The sequence below is a fragment of the Janthinobacterium sp. SUN206 genome (assembly GCF_030587305.1).
Lineage (GTDB): Bacteria > Pseudomonadota > Gammaproteobacteria > Burkholderiales > Burkholderiaceae_D > Janthinobacterium > Janthinobacterium kumbetense.
In genome coordinates this window covers 498,074-515,760 of sequence record NZ_JAPWIB010000004.1, presented here as the reverse complement: position 1 = coordinate 515,760, position 17,687 = coordinate 498,074, and the positions used below count along the sequence as shown (strand labels likewise).

Here is a 17,687-nt window from a genome sequence, read left to right as displayed (position 1 = left end):
AAGGAAAGTAATCATGATGTTAAAGACAGTCCTGATCGATAGCAGCGCCGTGGCGCGCGGCCTGCTGAACACGGTCCTGACCGATGGCGGCTACGATGTCTGCGGGCAGACGCATACCAGCGCGCTGGGGCTGGCGCTGCTGGTCAAGCACCACCCGCATTTCGTGTGCATCGCGCGCGAGCAGGTGGAAGACGGGAGCAATGTGGTGCAGACCATCCGCGCCCAGTATCCGAAGACGCTCATTTTCATGGTTTCGGGCGGCATCGACGCCGCCTCGCTGCAGGCGGCCCACGCCATGGGCGTGTCGGGCTTCATCGTGAAACCGTTCATGGCCGACACGGTCCTGAAAACCGTGCGCAATACGGTGATTGCCATGGTGCGCAAGCAGCAGGCACTCGCTGCCGCCGCGCAAGGCAATTCCTAGCTGCCAGCCAAACCTGTGGCGCTGGCGATGATGCCGCCGCCAAGGCAGACGTCGCCGTCATACAGCACGGCCGACTGGCCTGGCGTGACGGCCCATTGCGCCTGGTCAAACGCCAGGCTGAACAGTTCATTCCCGTCCGGCAGCAGCTGGCAAGCCACGTCGGCCTGGCGGTAGCGCGTCTTGGCGCTCAAGGCGCCCGCCTGCGGCGCGCTGCCTGCCACCCAGCTGGCCTGGTCGGCCGTCAAGGATGGCGACAGCAGCCACGGGTGGTCATGGCCCTGCACCACCCACAGGGTGTTGTTGGCGATATCCTTGCGCGCCACATACCAGGCGTCGCTGCTGCCGTCCGCGTTCTGGTACGACTTCACGCCGCCGATGCCGATGCCCTTGCGCTGGCCCAGCGTATAAAAACTCAGTCCCACGTGTTCGCCCACGGTCTTGCCGTCGGCCGTCTTCATGGGACCGGGCTTGTACGACAGGTAGCGGTTCAAGAATTCGCGGAACGGGCGTTCGCCGATGAAGCAGATGCCCGTCGAATCCTTCTTTTGCGCGTTCGGCAGGGCCAGTTTCTCGGCGATCTGGCGCACTTGCGTCTTCGGAATTTCACCGAGCGGGAACAAGGTCTTGGACAGCTGCGCCTGGTTCAAACGGTGCAGGAAGTAGCTTTGATCCTTGCTGGCGTCGACGGCTTTCAGCAGCTCGTAGCGGCCCGCATCGGTCGGCGCCTGGCGCACGCGCGCATAGTGGCCGGTGGCGATCAGGTCGGCGCCCAGGGTCATGGCGTGGTCGAGGAAGGCCTTGAACTTGATTTCGGCGTTGCACAGCACGTCCGGGTTCGGCGTGCGGCCGGCCTGGTATTCGCGCAAAAAATCGGCGAACACGCGGTCCTTGTATTCGGAGGCGAAATTGACGGCTTCGATATCGACGCCGATGACGTCGGCCACGCTGGCCGCGTCGATCCAGTCCTGGCGCGTGGAGCAGTATTCCGAATCGTCGTCATCTTCCCAGTTTTTCATGAACAGGCCGATGACTTCATAGCCTTGTTCCTTCAGCATCCATGCCGCGACCGAGGAATCGACCCCGCCCGACATGCCGATAACGACTTTCTTCTTGCTCATCTTGCTTTCCAGTTACTTTAATAATATGGCAATGCGTGTAGCTATGCGCTATTGAAAACGGACGCATGCGTGTGCAGCAGGGCCAGCGGCGCGCGCCGGCCCGCCAGGTATTCGTCCACGCACTGCAGCACCAGCGGGCTGCGGTGGCGTTCCTGGCACGCCGCCAGCTCGTCGCGCGTCATCCACAGGGTGCGGATGATGCCTTCGTCCAGCGGGCGGTCATGCTCGGCGCCGGCCGTACCGCAAAAGGTGAAGCGCAAATAGGTCACGTCCTCGCCCGTGCGCAGTGACTGATAGCGCGACATGTACATGCCGACCAGTGCCGTGGGGATGAAATCGTAGGCCGCTTCTTCCAGCGTTTCGCGGATCACCGCCTGTTCCAGCGACTCGAACGGGTCGAGGTGACCGGCCGGCTGGTTGAGCTTGATGCCTTCGCTGGTCTCTTCTTCAATCAGTAAAAACAGGCCGTCGCGCTCGACGATGGCGGCAACGGTGACAGAGGGTTTCCAGATTCTCGGCATGATTCCATCCTTGAAAGAGCCGACATTTTATCTTGTTCTGCGCGCGCGGTTTGAACCCGGCCTTCTGTTGCGCGGACATATTGATAAATGACAACGTTTTAGCAAATAGCGGTGGGAGGTACTTACGTCTTTCCCGGGGAGCGCACTAGCATGGGGGCTTAGTCGCCAAGATGGCAGGAAACGCCCGCTAATATAGGCTTTCCCTGTGGCCAAAACAAGCGCGCACGCACGCTCGACTGTGGTGAGATTGACACACCTTTCCCACAATATGGGCGCCGCGCCGCATGGTGAAACGAATCGTGGGATGCTGGTGAAATTAGTGTCGTACGACTAAAAGTTGCTGGTTCACAAACGTTTAACGCGCTGCTTTCCGTGTTAGATTCTAGTCAGTTTATCAATTAGCGGAGGCATCATGAGGATAGGCATACCGGCCGAAACACGGCCTGGTGAAACACGGGTGGCAGCAACGCCCGAGACAGTCAAGAAGCTGGCAGCCAAACATCAGATCGTCGTGCAATCGGGAGCGGGCCTGCAAGCATCGATTCCCGACGACGCGTATGCCGCCGCCGGCGCGCAGATCGGCACCGCCCAGGAAGCCTATGGCTGCGCCATCGTGCTCAAGGTGCGCGCGCCCGATGCCGATGAACGGGCCCTGATGGCCAGCGGTACGGTGCTGATCGGCATGTTGAACCCGTTTGACGCGGACAATATCGCCGCCATGGCCACGGCCGGCCTGTCCGCCTTCGCCCTGGAAGCCGTGCCGCGCATCACGCGCGCGCAGTCGATGGACGTGCTGTCGTCGCAGGCGAACATCGCCGGCTACAAGGCCGTGCTGGTGGCGGCCAACACTTACCAGCGCTTCATGCCGATGCTGATGACGGCGGCCGGCACCGTCAAGGCGGCCCGCGTGCTGATCATGGGCGTGGGCGTGGCAGGGCTGCAGGCGATCGCCACGGCCAAGCGCCTGGGCGCCGTCATCGAAGCGTCCGACGTGCGCCCGCCCGTCAAGGAACAAGTGGAGTCGCTGGGCGCCAAGTTCCTCGACGTGCCTTTCCTCACCGATGAAGAAAAAGAGATCGCCAAGGGTTCGGGCGGCTATGCGCGCGCCATGCCGGCCGACTGGATGCGCCGCCAGGCCGAACTGGTGCACGAACGGGCGAAACTGGCCGACATCATCATCACCACGGCGCTGATCCCCGGCCGCGCCGCGCCCGTGCTCATTTCCGAAGAAACGGTGAAGGCCATGAAACCCGGTTCCGTCATCGTCGACCTGGCCGTGGAGCAGGGCGGCAACTGCCCGCTCTCGGAACTGGGCAAGACGGTGCTCAAGCACGGCGTCTACATCGTGGGCGAACCGAATCTGGCGACCCTGGTGGCGGCCGACGCTTCCGCCCTGTATGCGCGCAACGTGCTGGACTTCTTGAAGCTCATCATCGACAAGGACGACCAGTTGCTGATCGACCGCGAGGATGAAATCATCAAGGCCAGCCTGGTGTGTGCGGGCAGCGAAATCTTACGTAAATAAGTTACAAAAACAACGCGGCACCGGGAGAGAACCACATCATGGAAATCAGTCACACCATCATTAACCTGATCATCTTCGTGCTGGCCATTTATGTCGGCTACCACGTCGTCTGGACCGTCACGCCGGCATTGCATACGCCGCTGATGGCCGTCACCAATGCCATTTCCGCCATCATCATCGTCGGCGCCATGCTGGCGGCCGGCCTGACGCAAGGCCCGCTGGCGCAGGCGGCCGGCACCCTGGCCGTGGCCCTGGCCGCCGTCAACGTGTTTGGCGGCTTCCTCGTCACGCAGCGCATGCTCGAGATGTTCCGTAAAAAAGAACCGAAAGCCAAGCAAGGAGCAAAAGAATGAGTCACGCCATGAGCTTCGTCACCCTGAACCTGGTGACGATGATGTACCTGATCGCCTCGGTGTGCTTCATCCAGGCCTTGAAAGGCCTGTCGTCGCCCTCGACGGCGCGCCGCGGCAATGCCTTCGGCATGAGCGGCATGGCCATTGCCGCCGTCACCACCGTGGCGCTGATCCTGAAACTGAAGGAGCAGCAAGCGGGCGGCATGGGCCTGACCCTCGTCATCATCGGCATCGTCACGGGCGGCGCCATCGGCGCCTACCTGGCGAAAACCGTGGAAATGACGAAGATGCCGGAACTGGTGGCGGCCATGCATTCGCTGATCGGCCTGGCGGCCGTGTGCATCGCCGTGGCGGCCGTCTCCGAGCCATGGGCCTTCAATATCGCCAAACAGGGCGAGGCGCTGCCCATCGGTAACCGCTTCGAGCTGTTCATCGGCACCTTTGTCGGCGCCATCACCTTCTCCGGTTCGGTGATCGCCTTCGGCAAGCTGTCGGGCAAATACAAGTTTCGCCTGTTCCAGGGCGCGCCCGTCAGCTTCAAGGGCCAGCACATGCTCAACCTGGTGCTGGCGCTGGTGATGATCGCGCTGGGCCTGGTGTTCTGCTTTGCCGACGGCGCCGAGCCGGCCTGGACGCCGTTCATCGTCATGGCCGTCATCGCCTTTGCGCTGGGCGTGCTGATCATCATCCCCATCGGCGGCGCCGACATGCCGGTGGTGGTATCCATGCTCAACAGCTACTCGGGCTGGGCCGCGGCCGGCATCGGTTTTTCGCTGAATAACTCGATGCTGATCATCGCCGGTTCGCTCGTCGGCTCGTCCGGCGCGATCCTGTCGTACATCATGTGCAAGGCCATGAACCGCTCGTTCTTCAACGTCATCCTCGGCGGCTTCGGCGGCGATGCGCCGGCCGCCGGCGTGGCGGGCGCGCAGGAACAGCGTCCCGTGAAATCCGGTTCGGCCGACGACGCCGCCTTCATCATGGGCAATGCGGAAACCGTCATCATCGTGCCCGGCTACGGCCTGGCCGTGGCGCGCGCGCAGCACTCGCTGAAAGAGCTGGTGGAAAAGCTCACGCACAAGGGCGTCACCGTCAAGTATGCGATTCACCCGGTGGCGGGGCGCATGCCGGGCCACATGAACGTGCTGCTGGCCGAGGCGGAAGTGCCGTACGACCAGGTCTTCGAGATGGAAGACATCAACGGCGAATTCGGCCAGACGGACGTGGTGCTGGTGCTGGGTGCGAACGACGTGGTCAACCCCGCGGCGAAAGACCCGAAATCGTCGATCGCCGGCATGCCGATCCTGGAAGCCTACAAGGCCAAGAGCATCATCGTCAACAAGCGCTCGATGGCATCCGGCTATGCGGGCCTGGACAACGATTTGTTCTATCAGGCGAACACGATGATGGTGTTTGGCGACGCCAAGAAGGTGATCGAGGATATGGTGAAGGCAATCGAGTAAAGTCTACCGGTGCAGGAGGAGCGGCCCGCCTTGCGCGGGCCGTTTTTATTGGCCGGCCGCTGCCGCGACGACATGGTTGCGTCCCTGGTGCTTGGCGACATACAGGGCCTTGTCGGCATCCGACATGGCCGCATCCAGGCTGGCGCCTTGCACCAGCGGCGCCACGCCGATGCTGATGGTGACGTGCAGCGGGGAACCGTCGGGCAGCACGGTGACCGCCGCCGCCACGGCTGCGCGGATGCGTTCGGCCACCTGGTGTGCCTGCTGCAGGCTGGCGTCGGGGAACAGCAGGCCGAACTCCTCGCCGCCGAGGCGCGCCGCCACATCGGTGATGCGTCCCGTGTCGCGCAGCGCCTGCGCCACCGTGCGCAGCACGGCGTCGCCCACGGCATGGCCATAGCGGTCGTTGATCTTCTTGAAGTGGTCGAGGTCGGCCACGCCCACGCTCAGGGCGGCGCCGCTGCGCGCCGCGCGCGCCATCGCCTGCTCGGCTTGCGCTTCATAGGCGCGCCGGTTCGGCAGCGACGTCAGCGCATCGTGCAGCGCCTGCTGTTCCAGCTGCGCCAGCAGGCTGGCGTTTTTCGCCGCCAGTTCGCGCCGTTCGCGCACGTCGAGCAAGAAGGCGCCGAAATAGCGCATGCCGTCGACCACGCCCAGGTCCATCGCCTTCATTTCGATGGGGATCATTTGCGTGTCGCGGTGGCGGATGGCGAATTCGCGTATCTTGCCCAGCACGCTGGAGGTGCGCGAGCTGCGGATGTAGTTGAGCACATGGTTGTCATGCTGCGCGCCGACGGCGTCGGGCAGCAGGCCGTTCAGGGTCTGGCCCAGCAATTCCCCGCTGGCATAGCCCGACAGCGTTTGCATGGCGCCATTGATATAGCGGATGCGGCAATGCTCGTCGATGATGATGACGGCGTCGAGGGCGTCTTCCAGCAGGCGGGAAAAGAGGACTTCGGGAAGAGCGGCAGGCGGTGCTGCGGGCAATGCATCTGTCATGGAACGGTCGCCAAAAGCCAGGTGACAGCCATTGTCGCATCCGCGGGCCGTTTACTCCATGCCGGATCGCCCGCCTGTTTCTTTTTCGCCCGTGCCCTTTCCTTATTGCTAAGACTCAGCGGCGGCCGTACATCATCAGCTCGGCCAGCGTCTTGCGCGCAGGGGGAAATGCGTCCAGCAGGCCCAGCGACAGGCCCAGCAAGCCTTGCGTGGGCGCGCTGCCCGTGAAGATGCGCGCCATGGTGTCGGTGACGCGCACGGTCAGCCCCCGGTCTGCCTGGCGCAGGCTGGCGTAGCGTTCCAGCCCGGCCGGGCTGCTGTCCTGCGCCAGCACGCGGGCCAGCACGGCGGCGTCGCGCAAGCCCAGGTTCAGGCCTTGTCCCGCGACCGGATGCAGGGTTTGCGCCGCATTACCGATGGCGACCGTGCGCGCCGTGCCGCCCGCCTGCGCGTTCAGACCCAGCGGATAGGCCAGGCGCGGCGTCGTGTGGGTAAACCGCCCCAGGCGGCTGCCGAAGGCGGCGCCCAGGCGCGCCAGGAAGGCTGCCTCGTCGAGCGCCAGCAACTGTTCCGCGCGCGTGGGCGGCACGCACCAGACCAGCGCGTAGCCGTCGTCCTGCGGCAGCAGGGCCAGCGGCCCTTCGTCGGTGAAGCGCTCGTACGCGCGGTGGGCGACGGGATCGCTGGTGCGCACGTGGGCAATGATGGCGCTTTGACCATAATCGCGGCTGACGGCGCGTTCCGGCTGCTGGCCGAACAGGCCGCCCTCGGCCTGCACCAGCAGGCTGGCGCGCAAGCTCGAGGCGGCGCCCTCCCGTTCCAGCTGCACGCTGACGCCATCGGCGTCTTCCACGCTGCCAGTGACCAGGGCCGGGCGCAAACTGGCCACGCCCAGGCGTTCGCACACGTCGGCCAGCGCGCTGACGACGGCGCCGTAACGGGCCACATAGCCGAGCGCCTCGACGCCATGCTCGCCGCGGTCCATCAGGCTGCGCCCGAACTTGCCGCGGCGCGAAACGTGGATCTGGTGAATCGGGGTCGCCGCCACGGGCCAGGCGCCCGCTTCCTCGAGAATCTGGCGGCTGCCGTGCGACAGGGCGATGGTGCGCGGGTCGCGCCTGGCTTGGTCGAGGGATTTGGCGTCGAGCATGGCGATGCCGGCGGCGCGGCAGCCCCGCTGCACCAGCAGGGCGGCCAGCGCCATGCCGACGGGGCCGGCGCCGCAGATGGCGAGATCGAAAGTGGACGGTGTATGCATGCGGCGGCGTTAATCCTGTGACATCAGTTGTTCGATTTCAGCGACACCCTTGGGCGCCGTGCTGAAGACTTCGTGGCCTTGCGGCGTGACCAGCACATCGTCTTCGATGCGGATGCCGGTATGCCAGAACTGCTCCGGCACGCCCGCGCCGGGACGCACATAGATGCCCGGTTCCACCGTCAGCACCATGCCCACTTCGAGCGGGCGCCATGGCTTGCCGGGCGCGTCCGTGTCGCGGTAGGCCCCCACGTCGTGCACGTCCATGCCCAGCCAGTGGCTGGTGCCGTGCATGTAGAAGGGCATATAAGCCTTGTCGGCGATGACGTCCTGCGCGCTGCCGCTTTTCTGCCGGTCCAGCAAACCCAGGTCCAGCATGCCTTGCGCCAGTACCTGCACGGCCGCCTCGTGGATGGCGCTGTGCGGCAAGCCGGGGCGCACCATGTCCAGCGACGCCTGTTGCGCGGCCAGCACCAGTTCATACAGGGCCCGCTGCGGGCCGCTGAAACGGCCGTTGACGGGCCAGGTGCGCGTGATGTCGGAGGCGTAGCCATCGAGTTCGCAGCCGGCGTCGATCAGTACCAGCTCGCCGTCCTGTAATACCGCGTTGTTGGCGCTGTAATGCAGGATGCAGGCGTTGTCGCCGCCGGCCACGATGGAGGAATACGCGGGGAATTGCGCGCCGCTGCGCCGGAATTCGTACAGCAGCTCCGCTTCCAGCGCGTATTCGTGCATGCCGGGCCGTGTGGCGCGCATGGCGCGCGCGTGGGCCGCGCTGGAAATGGCGGCCGCGCGGCGCATCAACTGCTGTTCCTGCGTGTCTTTCAGCAGGCGCATGGCGTCGAGCATGCCATGGATGTCATGCGCGATGGCGGGCGCCGTGACGCCGCTGCGGGCCTTTTGCCGCACGTTGTGCCGCCAGACCTTGACCTGCGCATCGAGGCTGCCGCCCAGCGCATAGTAAATGGCGGGGACGTCGGCCAGCAGGCGCGTCATTTCCACGTCGAGTTCCTCGATGGGGAAGGCGGCGTCGAAGCCGAAGCTGGCGCGCGCCGCCTCGGGGCCGTGGCGGAAACCGTCCCAGATTTCGCGCTCCGTATTCTTGGCGCGGCAAAACAGGATGGCGCGCGCCGGCGCCGTGGCGCTGGCGGCCACGAGTGCCACGGCGCTGTCGGGCTCCGTAAAGCCGCTCAGGTAATAGAAATAGCTGTCGTGGCGGTACGGATAATCGCAATCGCTGTTGCGCGGCACTTCGGGCGCCGTGGCGAGGATGGCCACGCTGCCCGGCAGCATCTGCGCCAGCAGCGCCGCGCGCCGTGCCGCGTAGTTGGCCATCATGTTGCGCTGGCCTTGGCCGTGACGCCGTTGAGGGCGTCGAGCTGTGCCGGCGTGCCCACATTCGTCCATTCGCCCGGATAGACTTCGCCCCCCACGCGGCCCTGGTCCGCGTACTGGCGCAGCAAATCGCCCAGTTTGGCGTGGCTGCCGGGCGCGATGCCGTCGAACATCTCGGGACGGTACACGCCGATATTGGCGAAGGTCCACTTGGTGTCGTCCGTATTGTTGATCGCGAACAAGGTCAGGCCGAAGTCGCCTGTGGGATGGAAGTCGGGATTGGGCACCAGGTACGTCCAGGCGATGTCGCGCTGGTCGGCCGGATACGGCGTGCCCAGCACGTCCTTGTCGGCCAGCACGTCGAGTACTTGCGTGAAATCAAAGTAGGGGCAATAGATGTCGCCGGAAATGGCGAGGAATGGCTCCTCGCCCAGCAGGTGGCGCGCCTGGGCGATGCCGCCCGCCGTTTCCAGCGGCGTGCTCTCGGGCGAATACGCGATGCGCGCGCCATACGCGCTGCCATCGCCCAGGGTTTCCTCGATCTGGTGGCCCAGGTGGGAATGGTTGATGACGATGTCCGTGATGCCGGCGCGCACCAGGTTCAGCACATGCCAGACGATCAGTGGACGGCCGCGCACTTTCAGCAGCGGTTTGGGACAGGTATCGGTAAGCGGACGCATCCGTTCACCGCGGCCTGCGGCAAAGATCATGGCTTTCATGGGTAGTCGTTTTCTGTATCGGTAAGTCGGCTGCGCGGGCATGCCGCGCAGCGGGAAGGTGCCTAGAATGTATAGCCGACTTGCGGGGTCTTGTTTTCCAATGCATCGAGCAGACGCACCAGCGGCTTGAGTTCCGTATAGCGGTTGGCCGTCTTGCGCACGTAATCGAGCACGGTTGGCAGGTCGCCCATGTACAGATCCTTGCCGTCGCGGTAATTCAGGCGCGCGAACAGGCCGAGGATTTTCAGGTGGCGCTGCAGGGCCGTGAATTCGAAATCGCGGTAGAAGGCGTCGATGTCGGGATTGACTGGCAAGCCCAGCTGCTTGGCGCGCTGCCAGTAGCGGATCACCCAGTCGAGCACCAGTTCTTCATCCCACTGGAGATACGCATCGCGCAGCAGCGAGGCGATGTCGTAGGTGACGGGGCCGAAGACGGCGTCCTGGAAATCGAGGATGCCGGGATTGGGAATCGAACCATCGTTGATGTGCATCAAATTGCGCGAATGGTAGTCGCGGTGCATGAACACTTGCTGCTGCGACAAGATATTCGCCGTGATGGCTTCGAAGACCTTGTCCAGCTGGGTTTGTTGCACATCCGTCAAGGTGGCGCCCAGGTGCTTGCCAATAAACCATTCCGGGAACAAATTCATTTCGCGCAGGATGAAGGCGCGGTCGAATTCGGGCAAGACGTCCGGCTGGCTGGCCAGCTGGATTTTCATCAGCGACTCGAGCGCTTCCGCGTACAGCACGCTGGCATTGTCGTGGTTCAGGGCGTCGAGGTAGGTGGTCGTGCCCAGGTCGGAGAGCAGCAGGAAGCCATTCTCCAGGTCTTGCGCGATGATCTCGGGCACGGACACGCCGGCGCCTTTCAGCAAGCCGGCCACCTTGACGAAGGCGGGCACGTTTTCGCGCTCGGGCGGCGCATCCATGGCAATCAATGTACTTCCTGGCAATGTTGTATTGCCTGGCAGCACATCGAGACGGTAGTAGCGGCGGAAGCTCGCATCGCTGGAAGCGGGGCGGGCGGAATCGGGCGCAACGAGGTTCAGCGGGGCCAACCAGGCTTTCAACAGGGTCAGGCGAGCGTCGGCGGAGGCCGGCGCGGCAGGGGAATTGGGGGAGAATGACATTAAGCGGCCTGTGGAATCGGGTTGATGGTGCAGATTCCCATATAATAAGGGATTCAAATCAAAAAATCGCCTGTCAATGGTGCTTGCCCCTTCCAATTCATGAGCTGGTTTTCGGCCTCCCCCCCTTCGCAGCGCTGGGCTTTCGCCATCAGCGCGCTTGTCGCCGCCACGACGGTGCCTGTCCACGCCCAGAAAGCGCCGCGTCCGGTTCATGTGGAAGATCCCGACGCGCCCACCGTCATGACGGCGAACAGCATGAAGGGACGCCCCGAAAGGGAGCTCAATCTCGATCAGAATGTCGTGATTGAGCGCGGAAAAACCACAAAAATGACGGCCGATACAGCTTGTTACAAACAAGTTGAAGATGAGTTCGACGCCGAGGGCCATATCAAGATGTGGCGTTTCGGCGATTACTACACGGGCGACGTCCTGAAGCTGAACATGGAGACCGGCAAGGGTTTCCTGCTCAACCCGACATACCGCTTCGAAGTGGGCGGCGGCCAGGGCAAGGCCGAGCGCGTCGACTTCATCAACCCCGATGAAGCCAATGTCATCGACGGTACCTACAGTACCTGCGAAGGGCCGAATCCGGACTGGTACCTGAAATCGAGCACCTTGAACCTCGATACGGGCCGCGACGTGGGTACCGGCAGCAAGACCATCATCTATTTCAAGGACGTGCCGATCCTGGGCACGCCGGGCATCTCGTTTTCGCTGTCGGGCGCGCGCCGCTCGGGCTGGCTGGCGCCCACGCCGGGCTTTGCCTCGAAGAACGGTTTCGAGCTGCTGATGCCGTACTACCTGAACATTGCGCCGAACCGCGACCTGACCCTGTACCCGCGCTACATCCAGCGGCGCGGCATCCAGCTCGGTGCGACGGGCCGCTACATGGGCGAGACGGATGCCGGCCTGTACCAGGGCGAAACATCGTTTGAATTCTTGCCTAACGACAAGCAAACCAAGACCAACCGCTACATGATCAAGTCCAAGCATGAGCAGGCGCTGGCCAAGGGCTGGAGTTACAGCTGGGATTTGCGCGAGGCGTCCGACAATAATTACCCGAACGATTTTTCGAAAACCGTCGCCACCGCCACCGAGCGCCAGTTGCTGCGCGAATTGCGCACCGATTACCGCACCGAGGACTGGAGCCTGACGGCGCGCGTGCAGAATTACCAGGTGCTGCAGGATCCCGATCCCACGGCGACCGTGCCGCGCCCGTATGACCGCTTGCCGGCGGTGAACTTCCACGCTGGCAAATATGACGTCTGGGGCGGCTTCGACTGGACCTTCGACGCGGAAGCGACGCGTTTCGCTCATCCGACCCAGGTGCAAGGGTCGCGCCTCGTGGCCGTGCCGCAGGTGAGTTTCCCCATCGTGCGCCCTGGCTACTTCGTCACGCCCAAGCTGATGCTCAATGCCAGCGCATATCAGCTTGATAACGATGCCAGAACCAAGGCGCTGCTGTTCAATACGACCTCGTTTACGCGCGCCGTGCCCACTTTCTCGGTCGACAGCGGCCTGGTGTTCGAACGCGACACAAATCTGTTTGGCGCCAAGGGCGGCACGCAAACTCTGGAACCGCGCCTGTTCTATGTCTATACGCCGTACCGCGACCAGTCGCAGTTCCCGAAATTCGATACGGCCGACGGCACCTTCAACCTGACGCAAATCTTCACGGAAAACCGGTTTGTCGGCAGCGACCGCATCGGCGACGCCAACCAGGTCACGGCCGCCCTGGTATCGCGCTTCCTGCAGGCGGACGGTACGGAACGCATGCGCCTGACCTTCGGCCAGCGTTTCTATTTTGCCGACCAGCGCGTGCAACTCAATTCGACCACGCCCGTCAACCAGTCGCGTTCGGACATCCTGCTGGCCGCGACGGGCCGCGTGTCCGAGACTTGGACCGCCGACAGCCTGGTGCAGTACAATCCCAGCGATCGCCAGTTGATGAACTACAACTACACCTTGCAATATCAGCCAGGTGCCAAGAAAGTATTGAATTTCAGCAATCGTTTCCAGCGTGGGGATGCCGGTTGGCGCAATGCGGAAGTATCGACGCAATGGCCGTTGACGGACCGCCTGTATGGCGTGGGCCGCATCAGTTACTCCTTGAAGAACCGCAGCATGCTGGAAAGCCTGGTCGGCCTGGAATACAAGGGCGATTGCTGGGTGTTCCGCATGGGCGCGCAGCGTTTCGTGACGACGTCCAATACCGTTTCGACGCCGATCTTCTTCCAGCTGGAATTGACGGGCTTGTCGAATGGCCTGGGTCTGGGCGCGAATGGCCTGGAAACTTTTACAAAAACCATCCCTGGTTACCAGACACTGAGCCAGCCACTCCGTTAAGATAGGCACCGTTGCCGCCGCCGGTGTTCCCGGCGCTGGCACAAACCGGTTTTTTTATTCACCTGAACTCATGAGCGCTCTACACATTATGCGTAATGCCAGTATGCACCAACTCAAAATTGCAACGGTTTTGTTGTGCGCCATTTCCGGCGCCACGACCAGTAGTGTCTGGGCGCAACAGGCTGCGTCAGCGCCTGTCGCCAAGCCCGCCGCCGCGGCACCGGCCAAGGGGTTCACACCACCGGCCTCGAGCAGTGGCCAGACCATCGACTCCATCGCCGTCGTCGTCAATGACGAGGTGATTACGCGTAATGAAGTGGCGGCCCGCATCACGAGCGTGGAGCAGCGCATGAAGGCGCAGAACGTGCCCTTGCCCGATCCTGCCGACCTGCGTCGTCAATTGCTGGAGCGCATGATTGTTGAACGCGCCCAAATGCAGCTGGCCAAGGAAATGGGCGTGCGCGTGGATGACCTGACCCTGGACCGCGCGATTAGCCGTATTGCTGAACAGCAAAAAATGACGGTACAGGAACTGCGCAACCAGATGGAAAAGGAAGGCACGCCGTTTGCGACTTTCCGCGAACAAATCCGCGATGAAATCATCATGCAGCGCCTGCGCGAGCATGAAGTCGATGCCAAGATCCAGATTTCCGATTCCGAAGTGGATAACTTCCTGGAAGCGGAAAAAGCGGCCGCCAGCGAACAGGTGGAACTGAACCTGGCGCAGATTCTCGTGCGCATCCCGGAAAATTCCAGCCCCGAACAGATCGCCGCGCGCCGCGCGCGCGCCGAAGAAGTCAGCCGCCAGCTGCGCACGGGCGCCGATTTCGCCAAGATGGCCGCCACCTATTCCGATGCCAGCGATGCGCTGAGCGGCGGCGATATCGGCTGGCGCCATAGCGACCGCGTGCCGCCCCTGTTCACGGAACAGTTGCTGAAACTGAAGCCGGGCCAGATCACGCCTATCATCAAGAGCAACACCGGTTTCCATATCCTCAAGCTGGTGGACCGCCGCAGCGCGGCCGAAGCGCAAGCCGTCGCTGCCGTGCAGCAGACGCATGCCCGCCATATCTTGCTGAAAGTAACCCCGACCATGTCGGCCGCCGAAGCCAAGCGCAAATTGCTGGAATTGAAAGAGCGTCTCGATAACAAGGCCGCCAAGTTCGAAGACCTGGCCCGCTTGTTCTCGAACGACGGTTCCGCGGCCAAGGGCGGCGACCTGGGCTGGCTGTATCCAGGCGACACCGTGCCGGAATTTGAAACGGCGATGAATGCGCTGAAACCGGGCGAAGTGAGCCAGCCGATCGAGTCGAGCTTTGGCTTCCACCTGATCGAAGTGCTGGAACGCAAGAGCGATGACGTCTCGAAAGAGAAACAGCGCGCCGCCGCACGCAATGCCTTGCGCGAACGCAAGCTGGAAGAAGCGACGGAAAACTGGGCGCGCGAAGTGCGCGACCGTGCCTACGTCGAATTCCGCGCGGACGACCAGTAATGCTGCTGATTCATTGCGCATGAGTAACTTGCCCCTTGCACGCCGCCCGGCCATCGCCATCACTTGTGGCGAACCGGCCGGTGTCGGCCCGGAAATCTCCATACGCGCGGCCTGGGCCATGCGCAATGAAGTCAACTGCATCCTGCTGGGCGACGCCGCCTTCCTGGCGCTGACGGCCAGCCTGATCGACCCGGATATCCGCCTGGCGGCGCTGTCGCTGCAAGCCGTGCGCAACAGCGGCCTGCCCCAGTTCGGACCGGGCCGCCTGGCCGTGATCGATATTCCCACCGTCAACAATGTCATCCCCGGCGTGCTGGACAAGGAAAACGGGCGCTCCGTGCTCGCCACCCTGGACGCGGCCGTGGAAGGTATCCAGGCCGGCTGGTTTGGCGCCATGGTCACGGCACCCTTGCAAAAGAGCACGATCAACGACGCCGGCGTGGCCTTTTCCGGCCATACGGAATACCTGGCAGAAAAAACCGATACGCCGCAGGTGGTGATGATGCTGGCCGGCGAACCCGGCCATGGCGAACCGACCCTGCGCGTGGCGCTGGCCACCACGCATCTGCCCTTGAAGGACGTGTCCGCCGCCATCACGCTGGACAGCCTGGCCGTCACCCTGGACATTATCCAGCGCGACCTGCAACAGAAATTCGGCATCGCCGCGCCGCGCATCCTGGTGACCGGCCTGAACCCGCACGCGGGCGAGGGCGGCTACCTGGGACGCGAGGAAATCGATGTCATCGCTCCGGCGATTGCCGCGGCGCAAGCGCGCGGCATCGATGCGCGCGGACCGTATCCGGCCGACACCTTGTTCCAGCACAAATACCTGGCCGATGCCGATTGCGTGCTGGCCATGTACCACGACCAGGGCTTGCCCGTGCTGAAATACGCGACCTTCGGTCGCGGCATCAATGTCACGCTGGGCTTGCCGCTGATCCGCACCTCGGTCGACCATGGCACGGCGCTGGACCTGGCCGCGCAGGGGCTGGGGCTGGCCGATTGCCACAGCATGGAGCAAGCCCTGCAAACGGCGCTTGCCATGCTGCGCGCCAGCACCCGCGCCTGACCGCCCACCGGTTTTACCCCGCTACACCGCCTCTAGAATAGAAAAACAGAATATGAAACACGTTGCCCGCAAACGCTTTGGCCAGAACTTCCTGCATGACCGCTTCGTCCTCGACGACATCACGGCCGCCATCGCGCCGCAGGCGGACGATGCCATGGTCGAGATCGGCCCCGGCCTGGGCGCCATGACGGAGCAGCTGCTGCGCCATTTGAAACAGATGCATGTGGTCGAGCTGGACCGCGACCTGATCGTGCGCCTGGAAAAGACCTTCAATCCGGCCAAGCTGACGATCCACTCGGGCGATGCGCTGAAGTTTGATTTCGCGCAAATTCCCGTGCCGGCCGGCCAGAAGCTGCGTATCGTGGGCAACTTGCCGTACAACATCTCCAGCCCGCTGCTGTTCCACCTGGCGGACTTCGCGCCGCTGGTGCAGGACCAGCATTTCATGCTGCAAAAGGAAGTCGTCGAGCGCATGGTGGCCGAACCGGGCAGCAAGGCGTATGGCCGTTTGTCCGTGATGCTGCAATGGCGCTATGACATGTCGCTGCTGTTCATCGTGCCGCCGACGGCGTTCGACCCGCCGCCGAAAGTGGAATCGGCCATCGTGCGCATGATTCCCGTGGCCGAGCGCCTGGCGTGCGACCAGGCGACCCTGGAAGCGGTGGTCATGAAGGCCTTCTCGCAGCGCCGCAAGGTGATCCGCAACTGCCTGGCCGGGATGTTTACGGAAGAACAGATCAAGGCGGCCGGCATCGACCCGACCCTGCGTCCGGAAACCGTGGGCCTGGAGCAATATGTTGCTTTGGCGAACTTGCTGAAGGCGCCGGCCTAAGCTCCCGGTTTAACTTAAAACCACTGGTCGACCTGTTGCAGATCTTGCCGCAACGCTGAAAAGCAATCGTCGACATGGTGGTTGCGGCTGATTTCATTGCGCCGCATCAAGGCGATCTTGCGCTTGCAGGTGGGCTGGCGCAGCGGCGCCACGTGCAAGTCCTCGTCATTGAGGAAAGTCGTGTACAGGCTGGGCATGATGCCCACGGCGATGCCGGCGCGCACCACGCCATACAGCGACTCGCTGTGGATCATCTGGTACAGGCTCGACGGGCTCAAGCCATGCTGGCGCAGGGCGCTCGAGGCGAACTCCCAGATGCTGCCCTTGGTAAACACGACGATTTCCTGGCCCGCCAACTGTTCCCAGCGCACTTCCTTGAGCGGCGCCAGCGCATGGCGTCCCGCCGTCACCAGCACCAGCTCGTCCTCGAACAGGCCCACGCTTTCCAGCGACACGGAGCCGGGCACCTCGATGCCTACGCAAAAGTCCAGCTGGCCCGAATGCAGCGCGTGCAGCAAGCCGTCGTTGGGCATGTCCGACAGGACGATTTCCACTTCATCGCCATGCTGCTCGCAGTAGCGCGCCACCACCACGGCCGTCATCGCCATGGCCGAGGGGATGGCGCCGATGCGGATGCGGTGGCGGCCGCTGCCGATGGCGCGCTGGATGTCGGCAAAGGTATTGCTCGCCGTATTCAATAAATGCGTGGCGTAATCGAGCGCCAGCTTGCCTTCGCGCGTCAGTTCCAGCTGGTGGGTTGTGCGGTTAAACAACTTTTTTCCCAGTTGATTTTCCAGCAGCTTGATCGACGCGCTGAGGGCCGGCTGGGTCACGCACAATTCCTGTGCAGCCTTGCTGAAGCTGTTTACCCGGGCTAAGGTGGAAAACGCTTGCAAATGTCGTAAGGAAATCTTCTTGCTCAACTCATGCATGATTTTGCTTATTAGAAAAAGTAATGGATTTATAAAAATAAACAAATTTTCTTATCCCGCAATTTACCATATTCTGGACTGGTCTTTACTTGTCTTGAATGCAACAATATTCGGGAGAAGAGCCTGGAATGCGGCGCCGGCACTTGCGGCGGTGCGCCAGGCAAGGGACGCATC

At 63.0% G+C, this 17,687-nt stretch carries 16 protein-coding genes; 8 read left to right on the top strand and 8 right to left on the bottom strand.

Translation table 11 applies throughout. The annotated features are described in order from the left end of the window. Positions 1-16: 16 nt before the first annotated feature. The gene (locus O3300_RS22970; protein WP_034779039.1) at positions 17-424 is read left to right on the top strand and encodes a response regulator; all 408 of its coding nucleotides are present in this window, start codon (positions 17-19) and stop codon (positions 422-424) included. Here O3300_RS22970 and mnmA read toward each other — a convergent pair. Continuing rightward, positions 421-1,542, bottom strand: a complete 1,122-nt coding sequence (gene mnmA / locus O3300_RS22965) for a tRNA 2-thiouridine(34) synthase MnmA (RefSeq protein WP_289907283.1) — start codon at positions 1,540-1,542, stop codon at positions 421-423. The genes O3300_RS22970 and mnmA overlap by 4 nt on opposite strands. A 41-nt stretch (positions 1,543-1,583) precedes the next feature. Next, positions 1,584-2,063 (bottom strand): NUDIX hydrolase, encoded by a 480-nt coding sequence (locus tag O3300_RS22960; RefSeq protein ID WP_010401817.1) that lies wholly within the window; start codon positions 2,061-2,063, stop codon positions 1,584-1,586. Between the two features lie 412 nt (positions 2,064-2,475). On the opposite strand from O3300_RS22960, the gene O3300_RS22955 reads away from it, so the two are divergent. The 3 genes from O3300_RS22955 to O3300_RS22945 are packed head-to-tail and all read left to right on the top strand — an operon-like array spanning position 2,476 to position 5,404. Then, entirely contained in the window at positions 2,476-3,588 is a 1,113-nt protein-coding gene (locus tag O3300_RS22955) for a Re/Si-specific NAD(P)(+) transhydrogenase subunit alpha (protein WP_099389220.1), read from the top strand. A 38-nt stretch (positions 3,589-3,626) separates the two neighbouring features. After that, on the top strand, positions 3,627-3,941 hold the full coding sequence (locus O3300_RS22950) for an NAD(P) transhydrogenase subunit alpha (RefSeq protein ID WP_034778841.1): 315 nt from the start codon (positions 3,627-3,629) through the stop codon (positions 3,939-3,941). A gap of 8 nt (positions 3,942-3,949) precedes the next feature. After that, complete coding sequence (locus tag O3300_RS22945; RefSeq protein WP_099666245.1) at positions 3,950-5,404, top strand: NAD(P)(+) transhydrogenase (Re/Si-specific) subunit beta; 1,455 nt, start codon at positions 3,950-3,952, stop codon at positions 5,402-5,404. Between the two features lie 45 nt (positions 5,405-5,449). Here O3300_RS22945 and O3300_RS22940 read toward each other — a convergent pair whose 3' ends face one another. The 5 genes from O3300_RS22940 to O3300_RS22920 all read right to left on the bottom strand — a co-directional run bounded on the left by O3300_RS22940 (position 5,450) and on the right by O3300_RS22920 (position 10,842). Further along, positions 5,450-6,403 carry a sensor domain-containing diguanylate cyclase gene (locus tag O3300_RS22940; protein WP_305054209.1) on the bottom strand — a complete coding sequence of 318 codons (954 nt, stop codon included), beginning with the start codon at positions 6,401-6,403 and terminating at the stop codon, positions 5,450-5,452. 115 nt (positions 6,404-6,518) lie between these two features. Beyond that, the gene (locus tag O3300_RS22935) at positions 6,519-7,661 is read right to left on the bottom strand and encodes an FAD-dependent monooxygenase (protein WP_305054208.1); all 1,143 of its coding nucleotides are present in this window, start codon (positions 7,659-7,661) and stop codon (positions 6,519-6,521) included. A 9-nt stretch (positions 7,662-7,670) separates the two neighbouring features. Then, complete coding sequence (locus O3300_RS22930) at positions 7,671-8,993, bottom strand: aminopeptidase P N-terminal domain-containing protein (RefSeq protein WP_305054262.1); 1,323 nt, start codon at positions 8,991-8,993, stop codon at positions 7,671-7,673. After that, positions 8,993-9,712, bottom strand: coding sequence for an N-acetylmuramate alpha-1-phosphate uridylyltransferase MurU (gene murU, locus O3300_RS22925; protein WP_289907286.1), 720 nt, complete (start codon positions 9,710-9,712; stop codon positions 8,993-8,995). Before murU ends, O3300_RS22930 begins: the two co-directional genes overlap by 1 nt. Before the next feature lie 62 nt (positions 9,713-9,774). Next, the gene (locus tag O3300_RS22920) at positions 9,775-10,842 is read right to left on the bottom strand and encodes an aminoglycoside phosphotransferase family protein (RefSeq protein WP_289912725.1); all 1,068 of its coding nucleotides are present in this window, start codon (positions 10,840-10,842) and stop codon (positions 9,775-9,777) included. A gap of 99 nt (positions 10,843-10,941) precedes the next feature. On the opposite strand from O3300_RS22920, the gene O3300_RS22915 reads away from it, so the two are divergent. The 4 genes from O3300_RS22915 to rsmA all read left to right on the top strand — a co-directional run bounded on the left by O3300_RS22915 (position 10,942) and on the right by rsmA (position 16,581). After that, positions 10,942-13,188 carry an LPS-assembly protein LptD gene (locus tag O3300_RS22915; protein ID WP_251351310.1) on the top strand — a complete coding sequence of 749 codons (2,247 nt, stop codon included), beginning with the start codon at positions 10,942-10,944 and terminating at the stop codon, positions 13,186-13,188. Between the two features lie 103 nt (positions 13,189-13,291). After that, positions 13,292-14,680 carry a peptidylprolyl isomerase gene (locus tag O3300_RS22910; RefSeq protein WP_305054207.1) on the top strand — a complete coding sequence of 463 codons (1,389 nt, stop codon included), beginning with the start codon at positions 13,292-13,294 and terminating at the stop codon, positions 14,678-14,680. A 19-nt stretch (positions 14,681-14,699) separates the two neighbouring features. After that, positions 14,700-15,749 carry a 4-hydroxythreonine-4-phosphate dehydrogenase PdxA gene (gene pdxA / locus O3300_RS22905; RefSeq protein WP_099666254.1) on the top strand — a complete coding sequence of 350 codons (1,050 nt, stop codon included), beginning with the start codon at positions 14,700-14,702 and terminating at the stop codon, positions 15,747-15,749. A 52-nt stretch (positions 15,750-15,801) separates the two neighbouring features. Further along, positions 15,802-16,581, top strand: coding sequence for a 16S rRNA (adenine(1518)-N(6)/adenine(1519)-N(6))-dimethyltransferase RsmA (gene rsmA, locus O3300_RS22900; RefSeq protein ID WP_076573213.1), 780 nt, complete (start codon positions 15,802-15,804; stop codon positions 16,579-16,581). 14 nt (positions 16,582-16,595) lie between these two features. Here rsmA and O3300_RS22895 read toward each other — a convergent pair whose 3' ends face one another. Further along, a complete protein-coding gene (locus O3300_RS22895; RefSeq protein WP_070281784.1) occupies positions 16,596-17,513 on the bottom strand; it encodes a LysR family transcriptional regulator in 918 nt (305 codons plus the stop codon). Positions 17,514-17,687: the final 174 nt, after the last annotated feature.

Coding starts and splice junctions, on each gene's coding strand:
- murU (WP_289907286.1), bottom strand. CDS start 9,712: ATGAAAGCCATGATCTTTGCCGCAGGCCGCGGTGAACGGATGCGTCCG.
- rsmA (WP_076573213.1), top strand. CDS start 15,802: ATGAAACACGTTGCCCGCAAACGCTTTGGCCAGAACTTCCTGCATGAC.
- O3300_RS22935 (WP_305054208.1), bottom strand. CDS start 7,661: ATGCATACACCGTCCACTTTCGATCTCGCCATCTGCGGCGCCGGCCCC.
- O3300_RS22945 (WP_099666245.1), top strand. CDS start 3,950: ATGAGCTTCGTCACCCTGAACCTGGTGACGATGATGTACCTGATCGCC.
- O3300_RS22950 (WP_034778841.1), top strand. CDS start 3,627: ATGGAAATCAGTCACACCATCATTAACCTGATCATCTTCGTGCTGGCC.
- O3300_RS22920 (WP_289912725.1), bottom strand. CDS start 10,842: ATGTCATTCTCCCCCAATTCCCCTGCCGCGCCGGCCTCCGCCGACGCT.
- O3300_RS22970 (WP_034779039.1), top strand. CDS start 17: ATGTTAAAGACAGTCCTGATCGATAGCAGCGCCGTGGCGCGCGGCCTG.
- O3300_RS22895 (WP_070281784.1), bottom strand. CDS start 17,513: ATGCATGAGTTGAGCAAGAAGATTTCCTTACGACATTTGCAAGCGTTT.
- O3300_RS22960 (WP_010401817.1), bottom strand. CDS start 2,063: ATGCCGAGAATCTGGAAACCCTCTGTCACCGTTGCCGCCATCGTCGAG.
- O3300_RS22910 (WP_305054207.1), top strand. CDS start 13,292: ATGCACCAACTCAAAATTGCAACGGTTTTGTTGTGCGCCATTTCCGGC.
- O3300_RS22930 (WP_305054262.1), bottom strand. CDS start 8,993: ATGGCCAACTACGCGGCACGGCGCGCGGCGCTGCTGGCGCAGATGCTG.
- pdxA (WP_099666254.1), top strand. CDS start 14,700: ATGAGTAACTTGCCCCTTGCACGCCGCCCGGCCATCGCCATCACTTGT.
- mnmA (WP_289907283.1), bottom strand. CDS start 1,542: ATGAGCAAGAAGAAAGTCGTTATCGGCATGTCGGGCGGGGTCGATTCC.
- O3300_RS22915 (WP_251351310.1), top strand. CDS start 10,942: ATGAGCTGGTTTTCGGCCTCCCCCCCTTCGCAGCGCTGGGCTTTCGCC.
- O3300_RS22955 (WP_099389220.1), top strand. CDS start 2,476: ATGAGGATAGGCATACCGGCCGAAACACGGCCTGGTGAAACACGGGTG.
- O3300_RS22940 (WP_305054209.1), bottom strand. CDS start 6,403: ATGACAGATGCATTGCCCGCAGCACCGCCTGCCGCTCTTCCCGAAGTC.